Genomic DNA, 16,793 nt, shown 5'->3' on the forward strand with positions numbered 1-16,793 from the left:
TGAAAGGTGGGGAGCCTCAATAGTAAATTGGGGTTCCCCAAACTTTACTATTGAAGCGAAATAATGATAAAAGCTATCGCAAAGCAATTTGTAAATATGCCACTAAAACAAAAATGTCAGACCAAAGAATGTAAAAAACGAGTTGCTATCTGGTTTAATCGAGATGGCATCAGAGGTTATTATGAGTACTATTGTGAAGAGTGTGCAGAAAATATTAAAACGCAAATTAAAAATGAAGAACTACAGATTCTACAGGATCTGAGTAAACTACTCAATATTAGAATTAGCCCCAAAATAGATGCAGAAATTGATTACAATATGTACGTAGAAGATAAAAGGTATGAGTATAGATCGCTCCATGAGAAAGTCCTCAAGAATAAGTGTCTATGGTGTGAAAACAAAGCAACTTATGATATTTTTAATATGTATATCAACTGTGAATATGAGTTTGCATGCGATGAACACATTATTAATGTGAGGGAAAAAGAGAAGAACACTGTAAGGTTTATGTTGAAGGACCTACTAAAAAAATACGGATATGAAGAGGTTCCGAATCTAGTGTACGAAATAGATGTAGATTTGACGGTTTCAAACACTCATGGCAATCTATTTCCTTTGGAATTGAATGAACTAGCGAATGAGGTAGCTGCTTGGGTAGACGAAGCTTTACCTATACCGATAAGAAAACCTTAAACACTAAGTACTCCTATCAATAGTTCTGCTAAATGCAGATACATTTGATAGGAGTTTATTTCATTTCAATTATCCAAAGAATTGGTGGAATTTAAATGCTACTTTATCATGGGACAAGTAGAAAACAATCATGGAAAATAAAACGGGACGGTTTTAAACAGTTTAATGGGTTATTTGGAAATGGTGTATATTTTACATCTTCCCTAGAAGGTGCACTTATTTTTGGCGACTACATAATATCCGTAGAGGTACCTCATGAAACTATAAGTTTTTACTCATTCTTACAGTGGCAAGCAAGGTATCCAGAAGAAGAAAGTTGGGCTGAGATAATGCTACATGACCAATGCCCTGGTATTGCAATCGAATATGAGTCAGGTGAGATCGAAGTTTGTATGTATGACGCAAAATTAATTCGTATTGTAAATTAATAATCTGACGTAAATACCTAATAGAAACCACTTTAAATTAAAGAAGGAATAAACTATAATGAATGGGTAGTTTATCTTTGTTTTCTGAGAAAGCCGCACTAATGTGAGCGAATTGTTATTACAGACGAGGACTCTTTGCGAGTCATACGACTATCTTTCGGGAGCGTATGATTTGTGAAGGGTCTTTTTTCTGTTCATTAAACAGAAGGGAGAGTTCTTTACAAATCAATGTAAAAAGTAAGGAGTGGAACAATTGAACCTTAAGAGATTACATGATTTTCTGGAAGACAAAGAAGTACCTGACAATGAAGTGCAAGGAACCAACACGCAACTTAAGCTTGTAGAAATTGTAACTGAATTTGCTCAATCAGAAAGAATGACATTCGAAGATGTAGATTTTAAGTCGTTTAACTTAAACGATGCTCAAACGGTTCTTGATCATTTAGTTTATTATGTTGCCGATGAAGGATCAAATGAACCAGATGAAGATAATAGGACGAACCTCTGGTTGGAGTTAAACAGAATTGCACATGTTTATCAACTGGTCGAAAAAGTAGAACCGATCAAAAATAAAAAGTCTCTTTTTGTATAGGGGGAACAGAAATGTGGGGCACTTTATTTGTAACTACGGATTGGCAGGAAGAGTCGATAAATGTAGCAGATCGACTTGTCATTGGAAAAGCAATGTTTGATATCGGTATGCCGCTTTCTAATACTGAATTGTTAACTGGCCCGTTTCCTCGTAAGGACCATACACTATTTGTAAGAGCGTTAGAAACATTACTAAAGTGTGAGAGGGTATACTCAAATGAATCTGAAGATGATTCTGAAAGAGCTGATAATGATTCTTTTATAGTCAATTATAATTGGGAAGAAATTAGCAAGTGGAATACGCTAAAAGAACGATGTAATACAATCGCCGGTGAATTCATCGATGTAATGATATCAGAAGAAGAGCAGGTTCTTTCTACAATTCGTAAAATGGACTGTTCATATTATGATGTCATTGTGAAAAGTTCAATTACAGATACACATCTGAACATTAAAATTGAGGGATATCAGGGAATATTTTCAGAATTTCTGATAAACCTTATCAAATTTACAAGTTCATTTAGTGATATGACAATTAAATGGGAATCTAAATTGAACCAAATACAAAAGTTACAGGAGGCACAGATTCATGCTAACAGAAACAGCGACATCGATTACAAACACGGAAGTGACAACAGAGAAGACGGTGATCATACTTCAACAAAATGGAACGCTTCCGATTATCGAGAAGTGGGTTAATGGTCTACGAGTAGGTTCTAAATCCATCAAAGCTGACAACATGGCTATGGGCCTTATTAAAATGTTAGAACCGGATCAGCTAGTATCACTTATTGCAAATGATGTGGATTCACTTGTCGATCTACTTAGGCCATTTATTGAACAATCAGGAGATTCAAATGCGATAAATAACGTATTTAAAATACTATTAGAACACTTAGATAATGAAACCGATACAGTGATTCATAGCAGATTACTGCATAGTTTGGCCGAAAAAATCGATTTGGCTAGTATTGACGAAGAAACAGTGAACTCTCTAATATACTCGATAGTAGCTAGACTAGAATCAATCCAAGATGATCAGGCGTTTGTCTCACTATACCTTTCAGTTTTAAAGAAAGTTAATTTAGCAAAAGCAGAAAGTAAGTTGCTGGCATCTACATTAGCGATTATTTCTTCTAGAGCGACAGAAGAACAAGATAAGAATACACTGGTTAACATGACACTGGCTTTGCTTTCTGAAATAGATCTAAGTACATCTGATAACCAGATCGTAATTAACATTCTAAGTTCAGTATTACGACGGATATCTATTGAACCTGTTGAATCCCTAATTTATGAACTCTTTAAGGTCCTCTCTCAAAAAACCCCCGCTGCGTGGAAGCGTGAAGTTCTAGCTCCCTTTCTATCAAACCAAAAAATTATTAAAACCCCCCTTCTACCTAAAAACTGCATTTTGTATCAAGAAAACCTTGGTGGTTCAAAGTACGCTGTAATTGAAGTGGAAAAAAACCGCTTTGATGTCACCTACCATAAAACCTCTATACAGAATGTAGGTCATCCCAAAATGCTATTTGCCTTTAAAGTCACTAGAGACCGGATAGATGAGGCTATTATATTTGCCGTCAAAGACACCTTTATCAAGCCTGAGTCTAAATTGTACAGATATCCATTTTCGAATGTTTTTAGTAGCTTTAGAGCTTGCTGGCCTGATCTCCGGTCAATAAACATTGCAGGACTCCATCAGTTATCTACTCTACCAATCGTATTCTTATCAGCACCTTCTAATGATCATCAATTCGATGGTACAAACCTGAGAGATTTCTACACAGAACTATCTGGTAAAGACTTCGATGATACTTTCTTGAAGGATACTAACTATACATTTGGTAGCTTTTTTGAACTGAATGTTGCTCACCCTGAAATACTTTGTACAGAAGAGTACCAGGAAGAGAATGATGAAGAACTTGAAGAAGAGTTAGAAGAAGAGATTGAAATCTAATAAAGATAACATGATTAACGAATAGGAATGTGAGAGGAGAATGTTTTAATGTCTAACATTGTAAAGTTTCCACAATATATAATCGTAGGGGAGCACGACAAAGCTATAAGTGAGGATGTTCTCATTTTTGAAGATTGGTATTTCTCTTTTTCTAATATCCCAATTCCAATTATTGCAGTATGCAAAGATATACCTGCTCACGGGCTCTCTATTCACGACGTATTCACACAACTCCAAGAGAAATACCCCTTCCTGAAAAACAGGGTTAAAATTCAAGTAGATGTAATCAAACGAGTTCTCAAAATCTCTCTATTATCACAAGAAAATTGCAAAGAAATAAATGATGGAGAGCTAGAGAACGTCCCAGCTTCAACTGATACTGATTCCAATCATAAAAAAGAAGAAATAACTGGTGGACGTATTGAAGATATAGAATCTGATGATCGACATGAAAAGGCGAAATCAATCCAAGACAGAGAAGAAATTACAAGTGATAAAACTGGACAGTTTTCACTTTTTAATTCGGAAGCAATACTTGCCCCAAAACAAGCAAACGGTCAATTTATGTTGGATCTCTTCTCCGATGATTCAAAAAACGATTATGTAGAAGAGTCCTGCCCTGAAGAATGCAGCAGCGTACAAGATAAGAGCAAAAAGAACCTAAAACCAAAGGAAAGAGGAACGCGGCAAACTAGTAAAAACTTGGATATCCGGATTGAGGATGGGGACTGGAAAATTGCATATGCTGCCCACGTATTTCATGTGGTCGAATTTTTCGGTGGAACTATTCCCGAAGCGGGTGTAAGTACCGAGGAAGTTCGGGTTAAACTCGAAGAAGAATTCCCTGAGTTCTCCAAGGAACGCACGTTTTGGGAATGCGACAAAGATAAGAAAATACTGTTCCCGGTCATTCGTGGTACATCTAAAGGAGCAGCGCTTTTATGATACAAGGTATAAAACAATTCTTTTGGAAAACGTCTGATTTTCTAAGGATTCCTCAAGATAAGAAAAAAACAATTAACCTCATAGCTAGCCAGGACGCTAGAGTTTATGAGGTCTTCAATCACCCAATTGGTACTTTTGTGAGAGAGCTTGATCACATAAAGGAATTGGACCTTATTGTCCCTGGATTTCAATTTAACTTACCCAGAATACCTGGAATACTCTTAGGAATGACCATCTCCTTCTTCAGAGCGTATTGTGAAGAAGGAGAGAATGAGGTTATGGTTGAGATATATTGGGATAAATTGCAGGAACAATATCACATCTACGTACCTAAACAGATCGTAAGTAAAAACTCCATTATTTCAGAAAGCGAGATACGGGATCACGACAACTTATTATTGGTGATGCATATTCATTCGCACAACACCATGCCGGCATACTTTTCGGCGGTAGACAATCGGGATGAAGTTGCATACATGTTATATGGTGTTATCGGATCCCTAAACACAACAGAACCAGATCTGCTGTTTCGTGTCGGTAAGGGTGGAATCTTCTATAATCTACCCGCTCACTACGTATTTGAAAATGTTGATGTAAATAGTGTTGTGGCTTACCCAAAAGAATGGCATCAGCAAGTCGAACTACTAACCTAAAAAATGCGAGAGGAAGTGAGTTAGCTACTCACTTCCTTCTTCAATTGGAGGATTAGATATGCCTAGAGAAATTAAACTAATTGATGCAAACAATAACAATTTTATGTTTCAAATTGTAGTAGTTGGCACAGGAGCAAACGGATCGCACTTTGTACGTGGATTGCTTCAAGACATCAGAACTTACGGAAACAAATATGACAAATACAATTTTGACCTTACACTTGTTGATGAGGATAAAGTTGAAGCTAAGAATACGTTAAACCAATTATTTATCGATGAAGATATCAATGAGTACAAAGTAAATGCATTAGCTGATCGTTATGGAGATGTATATAACATTGAAATAAAAACTGTATCTCAATTCTGCAAGGATTTGGATATGTTACAAAGACTATTCACTCGTCCAAATGTAGGTAAAAAAAGAAAAGTCATCCCCATTCTTATTGGGATGGTTGATAATAATAAGACTCGTCAGCTGTTTCACCAGTTCTTTTATTCAGCCATCGTTAATGATCTAATTTGGCTTGACGCTGGAGTTGAAGGCATTACCATTAAAGAGAACCCAACAATCACAGAGGAAGAGATATTTCAGATCGATCGCTCGGGATTTTCCGGACAAATCGTCTGTGGCTTAAAATGGAATGGTGTTACAATACTTGAACCAGTTACTGATGTGTATGCCAATATACTTGAAGATGCAAACACATCATTCCCCGGTGAAAGCTGTGGAGCACTCATCATAAATAATCCTCAACGATGTGCGACAAACAAATTTGCAGCACAACTTGCAAATAACTTCATGAATAACCTGTTACATGTAAAAAGCATCTTTTTTCATGTCATAAACTTTAATGCTCAGCTTTGTGTCAGCCGACCTACATATCTCACAGAAGAACAAGATGAATTCTTTAGGATTGTTAATAAAGCATAAACCATCTTATTCGTCCAAAGAAAACCGTGTGGTAGTCACACGGTTCTTATTATTGCCTTTTCACACATTATACTTTGTTCCTTGATTAAAATATTATAAGATAAGAGTAGTGAAGATTTGATTATTTTTGCCGCCTGAATTTGGTGAGCGAATGAACGAACAAACGAGCTCTGTGCGAGCGCATGTTATCCCTAGCGGATACGTGTGTTCAGCAGAGCTCTTTTTCGTTCTACTGTTAATCACGTAAAAAGGAGAGGAAAAGAATGAGCACAGAAATTGACTTATTTTCATTTAACACCCAAGATTCAACATTCAATTCTACAGATTTACACTTAAGGATGAACCAGTTAGTTAAAGAGATATCAGAGCATGACTATTATTATCATGTACTAGATCGTCCTGTTATTTCTGATTCAGAATATGATCAGTTATACAGAGAATTGGTAAAGCTTGAAAGTGAATTAAACCTGATCTTACCATCCTCTCCAAGCATACGAGTGGGCGGAGGGGTCCTTGAAGGATTCCAACCACACCGTCACTTAACTCATATGGGGAGCTTGGATAAAGTCTATAACTTTGACGAGCTTAGACAATGGTATCATCGAACTCAAAAGTTAGTTGGTGATGCAAATCTTCTTTTAACTACAGAACTCAAGTATGACGGTCTTACTCTTGTTCTTACTTACGAAAATGGTTTTCTACAAGCAGCTGCAACTCGTGGTGATGGCGATGTTGGAGAGAATGTTCTTCAACAAGTCATGACTATTAAATCCATCCCTCTAGAGATTCCCTTTAAAAAGAAGATCGAGATTAATGGAGAGGGAATAATGAAACTTTCTGTTCTAAAGAATTACAATGAAACGGCAGAAAAGAAGTTAAAACATGCACGCAATGCTGCAGCAGGAGCTATCCGTAACCTTGATCCAAAGATAACAGCACAGAGAAAGTTAGATGCTTTCTGGTATAACATTGGATACATTGAAGGAGTAGCATTTACTAATCAGTTAGAGATGACTAAATTTCTTGTTGAAAATGGTTTTAAGGTTCAGAACGCCCCATCTATAAAGGTTTTTGATAACGTAGAATCCCTTATTGAAGAAATCCTTGTGATTGAAGCACTTCGAACTAACTTGGATTTCCTTATAGATGGAGTTGTAATAAAAGTTTTTGACATGCACACACGTGTAACCCTTGGAACAACAGCTAAGTTCCCACGTTGGGGTTGTGCTTATAAGTTTGATGCAGAGCAAATTTCTACCCCACTTATTCGTGTAGAAAATCAAGTCGGACGGACTGGCAAAGTGACGCCAGTTGGCTATATTGAGCCCGTTAATATAGACGGGGCCGACGTATCTAAGGCGACCCTTAACAACTACGATAATATTAAAGAGAAGGGACTCCAATATGCAATTGGCAGTCAAGTTTTCATTAGACGATCCGGTGATGTAATTCCTGAAATAGTTGGATTGGTTAGTGACAACGAGGTAGGACAAGAAATATTCCCACCTACCGAATGCCCTTCTTGTTCAGAATCGCTTGTGAAACTAGGTGCAGATCTCTTTTGTAAGAATCAAACATGTGAGGCCCAAATCATAAATAAGATTGTTCACTTTTCAAGTCGAGACTGTATGAACATTGATGGATTCTCTGAAAAAACTGCGGAATTACTGTATCAGGTTTACCAAATAACCTCCCCAGCTGGATTATACCAGTTGACTTATGATCACTTAATTGTTCTTGAGAAGTATGGGGACAAGAAGGTAAGGAACTTATTACAAGCTATCCAAAGTAGTAAGGAGTGCTCATTAGCTGTATTCCTACATGCTCTCGGTATCCCTGATGTTGGTAAGGTAACTGCAAAGAGCCTGGCTAATCATTTCGGGTCTATAGAGCAAGTGATGGCTGCATCGCGTGAAGAGCTGCTTCGGATTAACAACATTGGCGAGAATATAGCGGAATCAATCGTAACCTACTTCGAAGATCGGAATAACATCTTTACGATCCAGCAAATGCTGGCGGAAGGTGTGAATCCTATTAATGCTAAGACTTCTGTATATGCAGACGAAAGTAATCCCTTATATGGGAAAACTGTAGTCATAACAGGCACCTTTAGCATATGGGGAAGAAGTGAACTAACCTCACTTGTTGAAAAGATGGGGGCTAATGTTACTGGATCTGTCTCAAAGAAGACTCACCTTGTTCTCGTTGGAGATAACGCGGGTAGCAAGCTTGAAAAGGCAAAGACATTAGGTATTGAAATTTGGGATGAGGGTAGGATTCGTTCGATTTTATCAATACAATAATCAGTACGGTCAACTCAAACTTGTGATGTGATTTTAAATTAATCTAGATTTTGCTTGCTAGATAAACACTCCTTTTCATATACTGGAAGTATATAAATTTTGTTTACCTAGCCACTTTAAAAGTGAGCGAATAAGAGGACAGATAATAGCTCTCTGCGAGCATTGAGTATTCCAAATTCGGAACTCATCTTGCAGGGGGCTTTTTGTCGTTCCTGTTAAGATCTGGATGAAAAAAAGAGGTGAACACATGAACGATTCTAGGGACTTGATTAAGGCAATCAGGATTAAGCAAGTTGTTAATGTTTATCGATGTACAAGTTATAAAAAGTATTCATTGGTTAGACTTCCGAGGGGCGTAAACGTTACGTCACTACTCCAAGACACGTTTTATGCTCGGAATAGCGAAATAGGAGGGGACCATGACGATTAATCAGACCCCATTACCTGACACTCTACTTCCAGAATGCGAATTGACTACCGAATACCGAACACCAAAATCATATATCGATGTGGCCAGAGAATCGGTTTCTTTCTATGGAGCTGAAGATTGTGATCTGCAAACTCTAATAGCAGTAATACTAGGATCTAGTGCAAAACCAGTGCTATGTGGCCTTTTAGCAGGAATTGGAGTACACAAATTATCTATGATGTCGATACAAGAGATCAGTGCTATTCCTGGAATGAATGATGCAACTGCAGCAAGTTTAGTGGGTGCATTTGGTCTAGCAAATAAACTGGCCGTACGTAGAATGGTCGATATACAAATACTAGAACCAAAAGTTGTTGCTGATTTACTAATGGAAGAAATGAGGCACCTGACGCAAGAGCACTTTGTATGTTTATTCTTGAATACTAAAAATCGGATTATTGGAAAAAAGACAGTATTCAAGGGTTCACTCGATGCAGTTATTGTACACCCTAGAGAAATATTCAAAGAGGCAATTAGATACTCAAGTGCTTCCATTATCTGTGCTCATAACCATCCCTCAGGATCGCATGAACCTTCAAGGGAGGATATTGAAATGACAAAATCCATTAAAACCGCCAGTGAGATGATTGGCATACCATTACTGGATAACTTAATCATCGGTGACGGAACCTACTTTTCGTTTAAAGAACAAGGATATCTGTAAAAACAACAATAGACATTGACATATACGTTAATCGAATTAAAGTACAAATTTTTATTAAAAAGGAGAGTAAGATGATGAAACACTTAATGCAATTAACCATCGATGTTTATGTGAATGATTATGGTGAGATTTGTACTGTTCAGGATGATACGGTACTAACAAAACCATTTTTGGCTTTGGCATTAAAATACAATACAGAAGAGGATCTTGCTACACAATGGAATATATCAGTGGAAATTATCGAAACTTTAAAGGAAGTTTATCATATTAACTTAAAGCCAACAGATCGATTAACTAGAGAAAGAATTAAGATTATGCAAATCATTCAACGTCATATTGAAAAAACAGGGATAGTTCCAACGCTAAAATACCTCTTAAAAAGATCCAAATTTAAAGAAGAAGACCTCTTAAAAGAGATAAAAATTTTGTCCCAAAAAGGATATTTACAGTATACGAATGGATCATTTTCTGTATTAAGAGCAGTATGAAAATATTTTTCGAAAATTTAAGTATATAAACGACAACAGCCTAATAATTATTTAAAGTGTTAGTAGAGGAAATCTACTGCTTGTCTTTACGACAAGGAGGAGATTTCCTTTTTCATTTTTTAGGGGAGGTTTATTGATGCAAACTAATCATATACTTGCTTCGGAAAAATCATTAGTTATCGGGACATATTACAGGAAAATAGCAAATCAACAATTTGCTATTTATCGCTCCCTTTTTATCCGGACAAATGGAAACTCATACTCCGCGTATAAAAACATTAAGATACTAGTATCTGCAGTTGAAGTGGGTGAAGAAATTCGTCAACAATGTGAGAGAGTTGGCTTTTATATTACAGAAGCATCTTACCCACTTGATGATCCTAATCAAGAAGTAGAACATCTATGTATGTCATCCTTAGAGGGACCAGTAAAATTCCATTGAATATCATTATGCTGGGTGGTAAAATAACCCTATAGTCAAATGAATCGAACGTGAACGCTAATTGGAAAACCCAAAGGCGTACTTATCCATTTTGGATAAGTACGCCTTTTTTTGTTCTCTAAAGTGTTCTCTACATCATTTGGCGACTCTTCATAGAAAGGAGGAACCACAGTTGAAGAAATACATCAATTGCTTTGTAGGTATTCTGTTTCTTATGATGACCGTTTTCTTTACTATGCCAGAAATAACATTGGCGGCAAATGGTAAAAACCCACTTGAACAAGTAGACTCCATTGGGAATGGCAAGAACGTAGACCCTGATCAAATTTATAAAGACTTGAACAGCATTTTGGAGTTGATTTTCTACATTGCAGGTTTCGTTACTCTCATCTCCACAGTATTAGCGGCTGCTTTGCTTGGAACTGCAATGGGGAGTCCACAAAGAAGAAATAGCGGCCTAATTGCTTTAGGAATGGCCCTAATTGGTGGTTGGGTTTTGTATAAAGCTTATGGTTTGCAGCAATGGGTACAAACATTCGGTTCATCAAACTAAAAACAGATTTCCTCTATTCATCCCCCCCTCATAGGGGGATGATTTATACCTTTAATAAGGAGCAAACAAGGATGCGAAGAGAGATTGTACCAGTGGATACCGCTAGTGAGCAAAAGGTGATTTTTGGTCTAGTATCCATGCGTCAACTTATCTATGTTTTTGTAGGTATTGTGGCCGCCTACAATATGTCTGCCCTATTTGGAATCCCATATTTCTCACTAGGAATACGTTTCATCATATTCATGGTTTTCTTTTCTCCAATTGCGGTTGGTGTGTTCTTCCTGGGTTTTTGGAAGAATGAGAAGTTCGATATGTATTGGGATCAATTCCTATTAAATAAAGTCATGTTTCACATTAAGCGTAAATCTCACAGATATAGACATGGACGATAGCATTCATCAAAGGAGGAACCGATGGTCGATATTTTATTTTTCCTCGTTATATCCCTTGTAGGAGTAATGTGGTGGCGTGCCAGGAAAGGGGAATCTCTCATACCATTCATAGGGAAGAAGCGTAATTCTGAACCCACAATTACTAAAAGTACAACAAAGAATCTTAGTAAAAGCGCTTCTCCAAAGCAAACAAAAAAACTCATTAAAGAAATGCTCAACATTAAAGATTTAAAAATGAACATGATCGTTTTACCAAAACATGAGTACGTCATGGCTTTGAGATGTGATCCTGTGAATTATCATTTACGTAACCCAATCGAACAAGAGGGGATTGACGTACGCTTCGAGCAATGGCTGGTAAGTATGGATTACCCAGTCGTATGGCATTTACAGAGCCGTTATGTGGATTTACGTCAACAAGCTGAAGATTATGTAAAAGGGATCGAAAATGATCATTTATTATCATCACAAGCCAAAGAATATTGTTACATGATCGTTGATTACATGAATAACTGGTTGGCACAACAACCTCGCTTCGAAACTGTGAGGTATGTTCTTTTTCCCTATCAACTAAAAGATCCTGGTATGAAGAAAACAAGTAATGAAGAACGTGCTTTTCTAGAACTTGAGCGCCGCATCACTTCAGCTCAAAGTTACTTAGAAGGTTGTGGCGTCCATAGCGAGATATGTACAACTGAGGGATTAGCTGAAATGCTGTATTACTCATTAAATAGAAAAAGAGCAGCCAAAGCTCGATTTAAAGACATAAAACTTCGTGAAATGCTGGCTCTTTTCTGTACATCACAACAAGATTCCGTTCGTATTCAGAAAGTTCGTCAGCGAACTGTTGTAGAGCAAAAAGGAGCATAAAGGAAGTGTAAACAATGTTTGGATTCAACAGAAAAAAACAAGCAATTGCGGTTACAGAAAACGATCTAGAGCAGGGAATAGGTCTTGATATGACAGAAGATGTTCCATTATACATGGAAGACGGTAAAGGCGATTTATGGGACATCTTATGCCCAGATGGTTTAAATACTGGTCTTCCTAATCACGGTTTGCTAGCTGATTCTTTGGCAGGCGAACGTCCTTTCAGATCCATGTATATCACAAAAGGCGGATATCCACGAGAATTCCAAACCGACTGGATTTCTCATTTTATGGGCGTTGGTGAAGTTGATGTAACGATTCATTCTCAAAAGATTCCTCCGCGTCAAGCAATGGTGAGTTTAAAAAAACAATTAACTGTTCTGCAATCAAATAAAGATATGCAACTAAGAATGGGTCAAATCAATCAGATCCACGATATCAATACTAAACTTTCAGATACAGACGCGCTTATAGGTGACATCCAGTTGGGGCAGAATGATTTATTTCATACGAGTATTCAGGCAACGGCGTATGGAGATAACGAGGACATGCTCGATCGGTTATCGGAGTTCCTTGAGGATGATTTAGGCGGAAAAGGAATTCACCTTCGAAGTGCTTATGAGAGACAAAATGAAGGATATCTCTCTGTTCTTCCGCGCGGTAAAAATGAACTCTTAGATACATATCGAAATCTTGATCGACGCTCTCTTTCAACGTTGTTTCCCTTTGCTTCTAGTGAACTTAAGTTCCGCGGGGGTGTTCCCTTTGCTGTTAACCAAAGTACAGGTAACTTAACCTTTCTAAACCTATTTGATGAGTCCTTTATGAACTATAACGCAGCATTGTTAGGGGAAAGTGGGTCCGGAAAAACAGTTGCAATTGATACACTGGTTGGGCGCAATTTACTAATACCAGGATTACGTGCTGTAATTATTGACCCCGAAGGTGAACAAAAAAAATTCACTAAGCGTTTAAGCGGATTATATATTAAACTCGGTTCCGATTCGCCTATCGTTCTGAATCCTTGTGCTTTAACTGTGACAGAAATTGAATTAGATGAAGACGATGACGAAGAACTGATTCATGTTGAAGATGGCCGGGAGCTCATAACGAAAGATGATGGTAGGATATATATTCGTTTTGTTCCTCTAAAAGAAAAGATACAAGAGATTGTTACATTCTTTAACATTTTAAGTATGGGTTTTGAGGAGACTCCCCTTAATAATACTGAAGAAAGATACTTGCTTGAGTGCATTCAGGAATGCTTTAAAGATGCGGGTATTACTAACGAACCAAAATCACTATACAAGTATGAACCCATTATGCGTGATGGGAAAATCGTGCATGACCAAATATTAAAAGACGAGATTACAATAACGGATATTTTCAATATGTTAGTCGAAAAATTTGGGCAGGATCCTAAGGGAAGAGCTGATCGCCTAATAGATGCGATTCATCCATGGCTTAGGGGCGGAACCCGAGGCTTTTTTGATGGCCAAACATATTATGGACCCGGTGTATCCACAGATCTTAACTCTTATAGAATTATTACGTTTGATTTGTCCGAATTTGAAGTTGGATCATCACTACGTAAATTGTCTTATCATGTTTGTCAAATTTGGACATGGCACCATTTTGTAAAAAACCCAATGTTAGCTGAGGTTCCTAAGATAGTCGTTAATGATGAATACTGGCAAATTATCGATCAAAATGAGACAGTTGCGTTTTCTGAAACGATGGGTAGACGCTGCCGGAAACGACATACATCATATATTATTGCAAGCCAAGACGCAAAGCGGGTTCTTGAAAACTCTAAGGCTTACGGGGTAATCACTAACTGCTCGATAGTGTTTATCTTGAGGCAAAACTCAATTAGCTATGAGCTTATGAAAGAAGCATTTAATTTATCCAACGGTGAATTAAGTATTGTTATGGGGCGCCCCAAAAAAGGAGAAATGATTATGCGTACTCCTAATGAAAGCGCTTGGATACAGACAGACCTATTTGAATACGAGAGAGTTCTATTTGAGTCTAATTCAAAAAAGAAAAAAGAACTCGAGCGCCAAATGAAAGCCTATCAAGATAGCCTACAAATTCAAAAAATTTCACCAGAAGTTGAATCATTGAAGGATAGAATTCTTCAAGACGAAGGAGAGTTTGAGTTTGATGAGAGTGCAGAGCTCGATGATTATGAGGTTGATGAACATTTTGTAGCATATCTCCGTGGACAAGACACTAATGATACAGGCAATAATGACAGCCCAAACTATATACCAGAAGAAAGTCGCTCCTACCTCGATGAAACTCATAAGAAGCTCCTTGAAGTAGTCACAACACTATCTACAAACGATTTTGAGTCTGATTTATCTGCTAATGCACAATCAGACACAAGCACTGAATAAGGTGGTGCTACTCGATGTGGGATAATTTACATTCGATTTTAACCAATTTTTTTGTTGGAATCCTTGAAGATATCTTCAAACCTTTACTCGAATTACGTACTCTAAATACCCTTGTTTTTGGAGATAGTGAAACCCCATTAATCTGGCTCACTTTCACCGAAAAAGAATGGAGTAATCAAATTGTAGCTGGCACGGATGTCACCCTCCAAGTTGCCTATTGGTCCATTCTTTTTGGAATAATATTCATGTCCGTAATGATTTCGAAAGCTGGCATGAATCCTCAAACTCGGACCAATTTACTCGAAATGGCTGGAGCGCTGATATTGGTAGCGTTCCTTTTACGAAATTTAGATTCTATTTATTCTTCCATGTTTACCGTAAACAGATTTCTAGTATCAATTTTTGCCTATGAAGTTAGTTCTAAGGAATTGTCTATCAACAAGCTACATGATGGCGGAATCGGCTTCTTATTAATCTGGGGAGCATACTTGGGCTTGAGTCTTTGGGCAAATATCTACTATTTGATGAGAAAATTTACTCTTACAATCTTAATGATACTTGGACCTGTTTTCATTTCACTCTTTCTCTTTGCACCATTTAGAACAATAACAGGTAACTGGAGCAAAGAACTCTTCTCTACCATTATGGTACAGTCCATACATGCTACAATTCTGTGGTCGTTCCTGCAAATGGATAACGATGTAACGGACAATTGGGTTGTAAAACTTGTGATGTTAGCATCATTTATCCCAATTGGAGAAGGAGTAAAGTCATTGTTTGGATTGAATCCCGCTGTAACCGGAAAAATGGCTGCTCTTACGATGGCTACAGGTACAGCAGGACTTGCGTCTGTAGCTTCAGCGATACAGTCAGCGACTGGTAAACGCTCATTCCTTGATGGCTTGGAAGACAAATACGGAGCTGGTTCTTCACGTCCACGCGTTGGAGATGGAGCAAACAGCTCCGCAACATCTTCTCAAGATTCAAGGATGAGTGGCAAATTAGCACAGCATCCAATTAGTTCCCGTACCCAAAAAGTTTTGACGGCGGGTCGAATGACTGGCAGAGTAGGTAAATCACTCTTTACCCTTGTTGGAGCTGCTGCTGGAATGCCACTCGGACCAGGCGGCGTAATTGGTGGAGCAATGATAGCAGGAAAGGTCGGGCAGGCAGCTGGAGGATTAGCCGGCAGAGCAACTGCTGGTCTCGCTATAGGCGGCCTTGATACAGCTAATCTAGCTCGCAAAAATATGATGGAATCCATTAATAATGAGCTTGATTCATTAAACAAAAACTATGGTATTACAGCCATACACGACGCAGGCCGAATGGAGGGACATCAAGATTATCAGAATAAATCCATGGGCTATCTTGGAGCAAAAACGCATGCAGTAGCAAAAGGTATTGTAAAAGGATTACATCCAAAACAATTAGGTAGATCAGGAAAAGGAGCATACCAGTCCCTCACACTTGCAGATAGAAAAAAGGAAATTACCGATAAAGCGGGTCACATAGGTGGAATTATCGGTGGAGAACCCGGTGTAGGAATTGCCCAAAAAGCAGCCATGTTATTTCACCGTGAAACGAATAATCAAATTCAACAAGAAGGAATGGAGTATACAGACTTTACAAGGAAGTACTCTGGCAATGAAGTATCAGATGTTCGATTGGCTGTCACTCGAGAATACTCGACTATCTTAGGTAATGTCCGTAATGCAGATGGTACAACCACTGAAAGACGCTTAACAGATTACCGTGGTGGTGATTCAAGTCTAGAGAAAGGATCTGTAGTATACAAAGATCTTCACGTACAACAAGGGAGACTTGCTGACGGACCTTCTCCGTTTCATCCCAACGGTGATTTTTATACCGAGGATTCTCAAAGTGGGAAGAAAAGAACTGACAAAAACTATCGTATCAATCCTTATGATTACTTTGAAGATAGAAATGATGGTTCTGAACAGTACTTCCGGCAAGACCGCTTTAAACAAGGCATTGTCTAGGGCGGT

17 protein-coding genes are annotated in these 16,793 nt (G+C 37.9%); all 17 read left to right on the plus strand.

Annotation, left to right across the window (positions count from 1 at the left end; all coding sequences use genetic code 11):
• Window positions 1-63 precede the first annotated feature (63 nt).
• The 17 genes from ACFYU8_RS17845 (at window position 64) to ACFYU8_RS17925 (ending at window position 16,787) form a co-directional block, all read left to right on the plus strand.
• Window positions 64-693 carry a hypothetical protein gene (locus tag ACFYU8_RS17845; protein ID WP_390301541.1) on the plus strand — a complete coding sequence of 210 codons (630 nt, stop codon included), beginning with the start codon at window positions 64-66 and terminating at the stop codon, window positions 691-693.
• A gap of 95 nt (window positions 694-788) precedes the next feature.
• Complete coding sequence (locus ACFYU8_RS17850; protein WP_390301538.1) at window positions 789-1,121, plus strand: hypothetical protein; 333 nt, start codon at window positions 789-791, stop codon at window positions 1,119-1,121.
• Between the two features lie 253 nt (window positions 1,122-1,374).
• The gene (locus tag ACFYU8_RS17855; protein WP_390301535.1) at window positions 1,375-1,713 is read left to right on the plus strand and encodes a hypothetical protein; all 339 of its coding nucleotides are present in this window, start codon (window positions 1,375-1,377) and stop codon (window positions 1,711-1,713) included.
• An 11-nt stretch (window positions 1,714-1,724) separates the two neighbouring features.
• On the plus strand, window positions 1,725-2,411 hold the full coding sequence (locus ACFYU8_RS17860; RefSeq protein ID WP_390301532.1) for a hypothetical protein: 687 nt from the start codon (window positions 1,725-1,727) through the stop codon (window positions 2,409-2,411).
• Window positions 2,302-3,672, plus strand: coding sequence for a hypothetical protein (locus ACFYU8_RS17865; RefSeq protein WP_390301529.1), 1,371 nt, complete (start codon window positions 2,302-2,304; stop codon window positions 3,670-3,672). Before ACFYU8_RS17860 ends, ACFYU8_RS17865 begins: the two co-directional genes overlap by 110 nt.
• 48 nt (window positions 3,673-3,720) lie before the next feature.
• The gene (locus tag ACFYU8_RS17870; RefSeq protein WP_390301526.1) at window positions 3,721-4,617 is read left to right on the plus strand and encodes a hypothetical protein; all 897 of its coding nucleotides are present in this window, start codon (window positions 3,721-3,723) and stop codon (window positions 4,615-4,617) included.
• Window positions 4,614-5,270 carry a Mov34/MPN/PAD-1 family protein gene (locus ACFYU8_RS17875; RefSeq protein ID WP_390301523.1) on the plus strand — a complete coding sequence of 219 codons (657 nt, stop codon included), beginning with the start codon at window positions 4,614-4,616 and terminating at the stop codon, window positions 5,268-5,270. Before ACFYU8_RS17870 ends, ACFYU8_RS17875 begins: the two co-directional genes overlap by 4 nt.
• A 58-nt stretch (window positions 5,271-5,328) precedes the next feature.
• Window positions 5,329-6,201: a ThiF family adenylyltransferase gene (locus ACFYU8_RS17880; RefSeq protein WP_390301520.1), complete on the plus strand. Its 873-nt coding sequence runs from the start codon at window positions 5,329-5,331 to the stop codon at window positions 6,199-6,201.
• A gap of 263 nt (window positions 6,202-6,464) precedes the next feature.
• Window positions 6,465-8,504 (plus strand): NAD-dependent DNA ligase LigA, encoded by a 2,040-nt coding sequence (ligA, locus tag ACFYU8_RS17885; RefSeq protein ID WP_390301517.1) that lies wholly within the window; start codon window positions 6,465-6,467, stop codon window positions 8,502-8,504.
• 419 nt (window positions 8,505-8,923) lie between these two features.
• The gene (gene radC, locus ACFYU8_RS17890; RefSeq protein WP_390301514.1) at window positions 8,924-9,637 is read left to right on the plus strand and encodes a RadC family protein; all 714 of its coding nucleotides are present in this window, start codon (window positions 8,924-8,926) and stop codon (window positions 9,635-9,637) included.
• Between the two features lie 71 nt (window positions 9,638-9,708).
• Window positions 9,709-10,125: a LexA family protein gene (locus ACFYU8_RS17895; protein ID WP_390301511.1), complete on the plus strand. Its 417-nt coding sequence runs from the start codon at window positions 9,709-9,711 to the stop codon at window positions 10,123-10,125.
• A 136-nt stretch (window positions 10,126-10,261) separates the two neighbouring features.
• Window positions 10,262-10,567, plus strand: coding sequence for a hypothetical protein (locus tag ACFYU8_RS17900; RefSeq protein ID WP_390301508.1), 306 nt, complete (start codon window positions 10,262-10,264; stop codon window positions 10,565-10,567).
• 172 nt (window positions 10,568-10,739) lie between these two features.
• On the plus strand, window positions 10,740-11,120 hold the full coding sequence (locus ACFYU8_RS17905; protein WP_390301505.1) for a hypothetical protein: 381 nt from the start codon (window positions 10,740-10,742) through the stop codon (window positions 11,118-11,120).
• A gap of 71 nt (window positions 11,121-11,191) precedes the next feature.
• Window positions 11,192-11,512 (plus strand): PrgI family mobile element protein, encoded by a 321-nt coding sequence (locus tag ACFYU8_RS17910; protein ID WP_391365902.1) that lies wholly within the window; start codon window positions 11,192-11,194, stop codon window positions 11,510-11,512.
• Window positions 11,513-11,533: 21 nt separating this feature from the next.
• Complete coding sequence (locus ACFYU8_RS17915; protein ID WP_390301500.1) at window positions 11,534-12,382, plus strand: hypothetical protein; 849 nt, start codon at window positions 11,534-11,536, stop codon at window positions 12,380-12,382.
• A gap of 14 nt (window positions 12,383-12,396) precedes the next feature.
• Window positions 12,397-14,784 carry a VirB4 family type IV secretion system protein gene (locus ACFYU8_RS17920; protein ID WP_390301497.1) on the plus strand — a complete coding sequence of 796 codons (2,388 nt, stop codon included), beginning with the start codon at window positions 12,397-12,399 and terminating at the stop codon, window positions 14,782-14,784.
• A 14-nt stretch (window positions 14,785-14,798) separates the two neighbouring features.
• The gene (locus ACFYU8_RS17925) at window positions 14,799-16,787 is read left to right on the plus strand and encodes a type IV secretion system protein (RefSeq protein WP_390301494.1); all 1,989 of its coding nucleotides are present in this window, start codon (window positions 14,799-14,801) and stop codon (window positions 16,785-16,787) included.
• Window positions 16,788-16,793 lie beyond the last annotated feature (6 nt).

The organism is Brevibacillus sp. NPDC003359 (assembly GCF_042878995.1).
Lineage (GTDB): Bacteria > Bacillota > Bacilli > Brevibacillales > Brevibacillaceae > Brevibacillus.

Bases quoted from the DNA above. Each gene is read 5' to 3' on its own strand.
- ACFYU8_RS17845 (WP_390301541.1), top strand. From the start codon at position 64: ATGATAAAAGCTATCGCAAAGCAATTTGTAAATATGCCACTAAAACAA.
- ACFYU8_RS17915 (WP_390301500.1), top strand. From the start codon at position 11,534: ATGGTCGATATTTTATTTTTCCTCGTTATATCCCTTGTAGGAGTAATG.
- ACFYU8_RS17860 (WP_390301532.1), top strand. From the start codon at position 1,725: ATGTGGGGCACTTTATTTGTAACTACGGATTGGCAGGAAGAGTCGATA.
- ACFYU8_RS17910 (WP_391365902.1), top strand. From the start codon at position 11,192: ATGCGAAGAGAGATTGTACCAGTGGATACCGCTAGTGAGCAAAAGGTG.
- ACFYU8_RS17850 (WP_390301538.1), top strand. From the start codon at position 789: ATGCTACTTTATCATGGGACAAGTAGAAAACAATCATGGAAAATAAAA.
- ACFYU8_RS17925 (WP_390301494.1), top strand. From the start codon at position 14,799: ATGTGGGATAATTTACATTCGATTTTAACCAATTTTTTTGTTGGAATC.
- ligA (WP_390301517.1), top strand. From the start codon at position 6,465: ATGAGCACAGAAATTGACTTATTTTCATTTAACACCCAAGATTCAACA.
- ACFYU8_RS17865 (WP_390301529.1), top strand. From the start codon at position 2,302: ATGCTAACAGAAACAGCGACATCGATTACAAACACGGAAGTGACAACA.
- ACFYU8_RS17895 (WP_390301511.1), top strand. From the start codon at position 9,709: ATGATGAAACACTTAATGCAATTAACCATCGATGTTTATGTGAATGAT.
- ACFYU8_RS17880 (WP_390301520.1), top strand. From the start codon at position 5,329: ATGCCTAGAGAAATTAAACTAATTGATGCAAACAATAACAATTTTATG.
- ACFYU8_RS17870 (WP_390301526.1), top strand. From the start codon at position 3,721: ATGTCTAACATTGTAAAGTTTCCACAATATATAATCGTAGGGGAGCAC.
- ACFYU8_RS17920 (WP_390301497.1), top strand. From the start codon at position 12,397: ATGTTTGGATTCAACAGAAAAAAACAAGCAATTGCGGTTACAGAAAAC.
- ACFYU8_RS17875 (WP_390301523.1), top strand. From the start codon at position 4,614: ATGATACAAGGTATAAAACAATTCTTTTGGAAAACGTCTGATTTTCTA.
- ACFYU8_RS17900 (WP_390301508.1), top strand. From the start codon at position 10,262: ATGCAAACTAATCATATACTTGCTTCGGAAAAATCATTAGTTATCGGG.
- radC (WP_390301514.1), top strand. From the start codon at position 8,924: ATGACGATTAATCAGACCCCATTACCTGACACTCTACTTCCAGAATGC.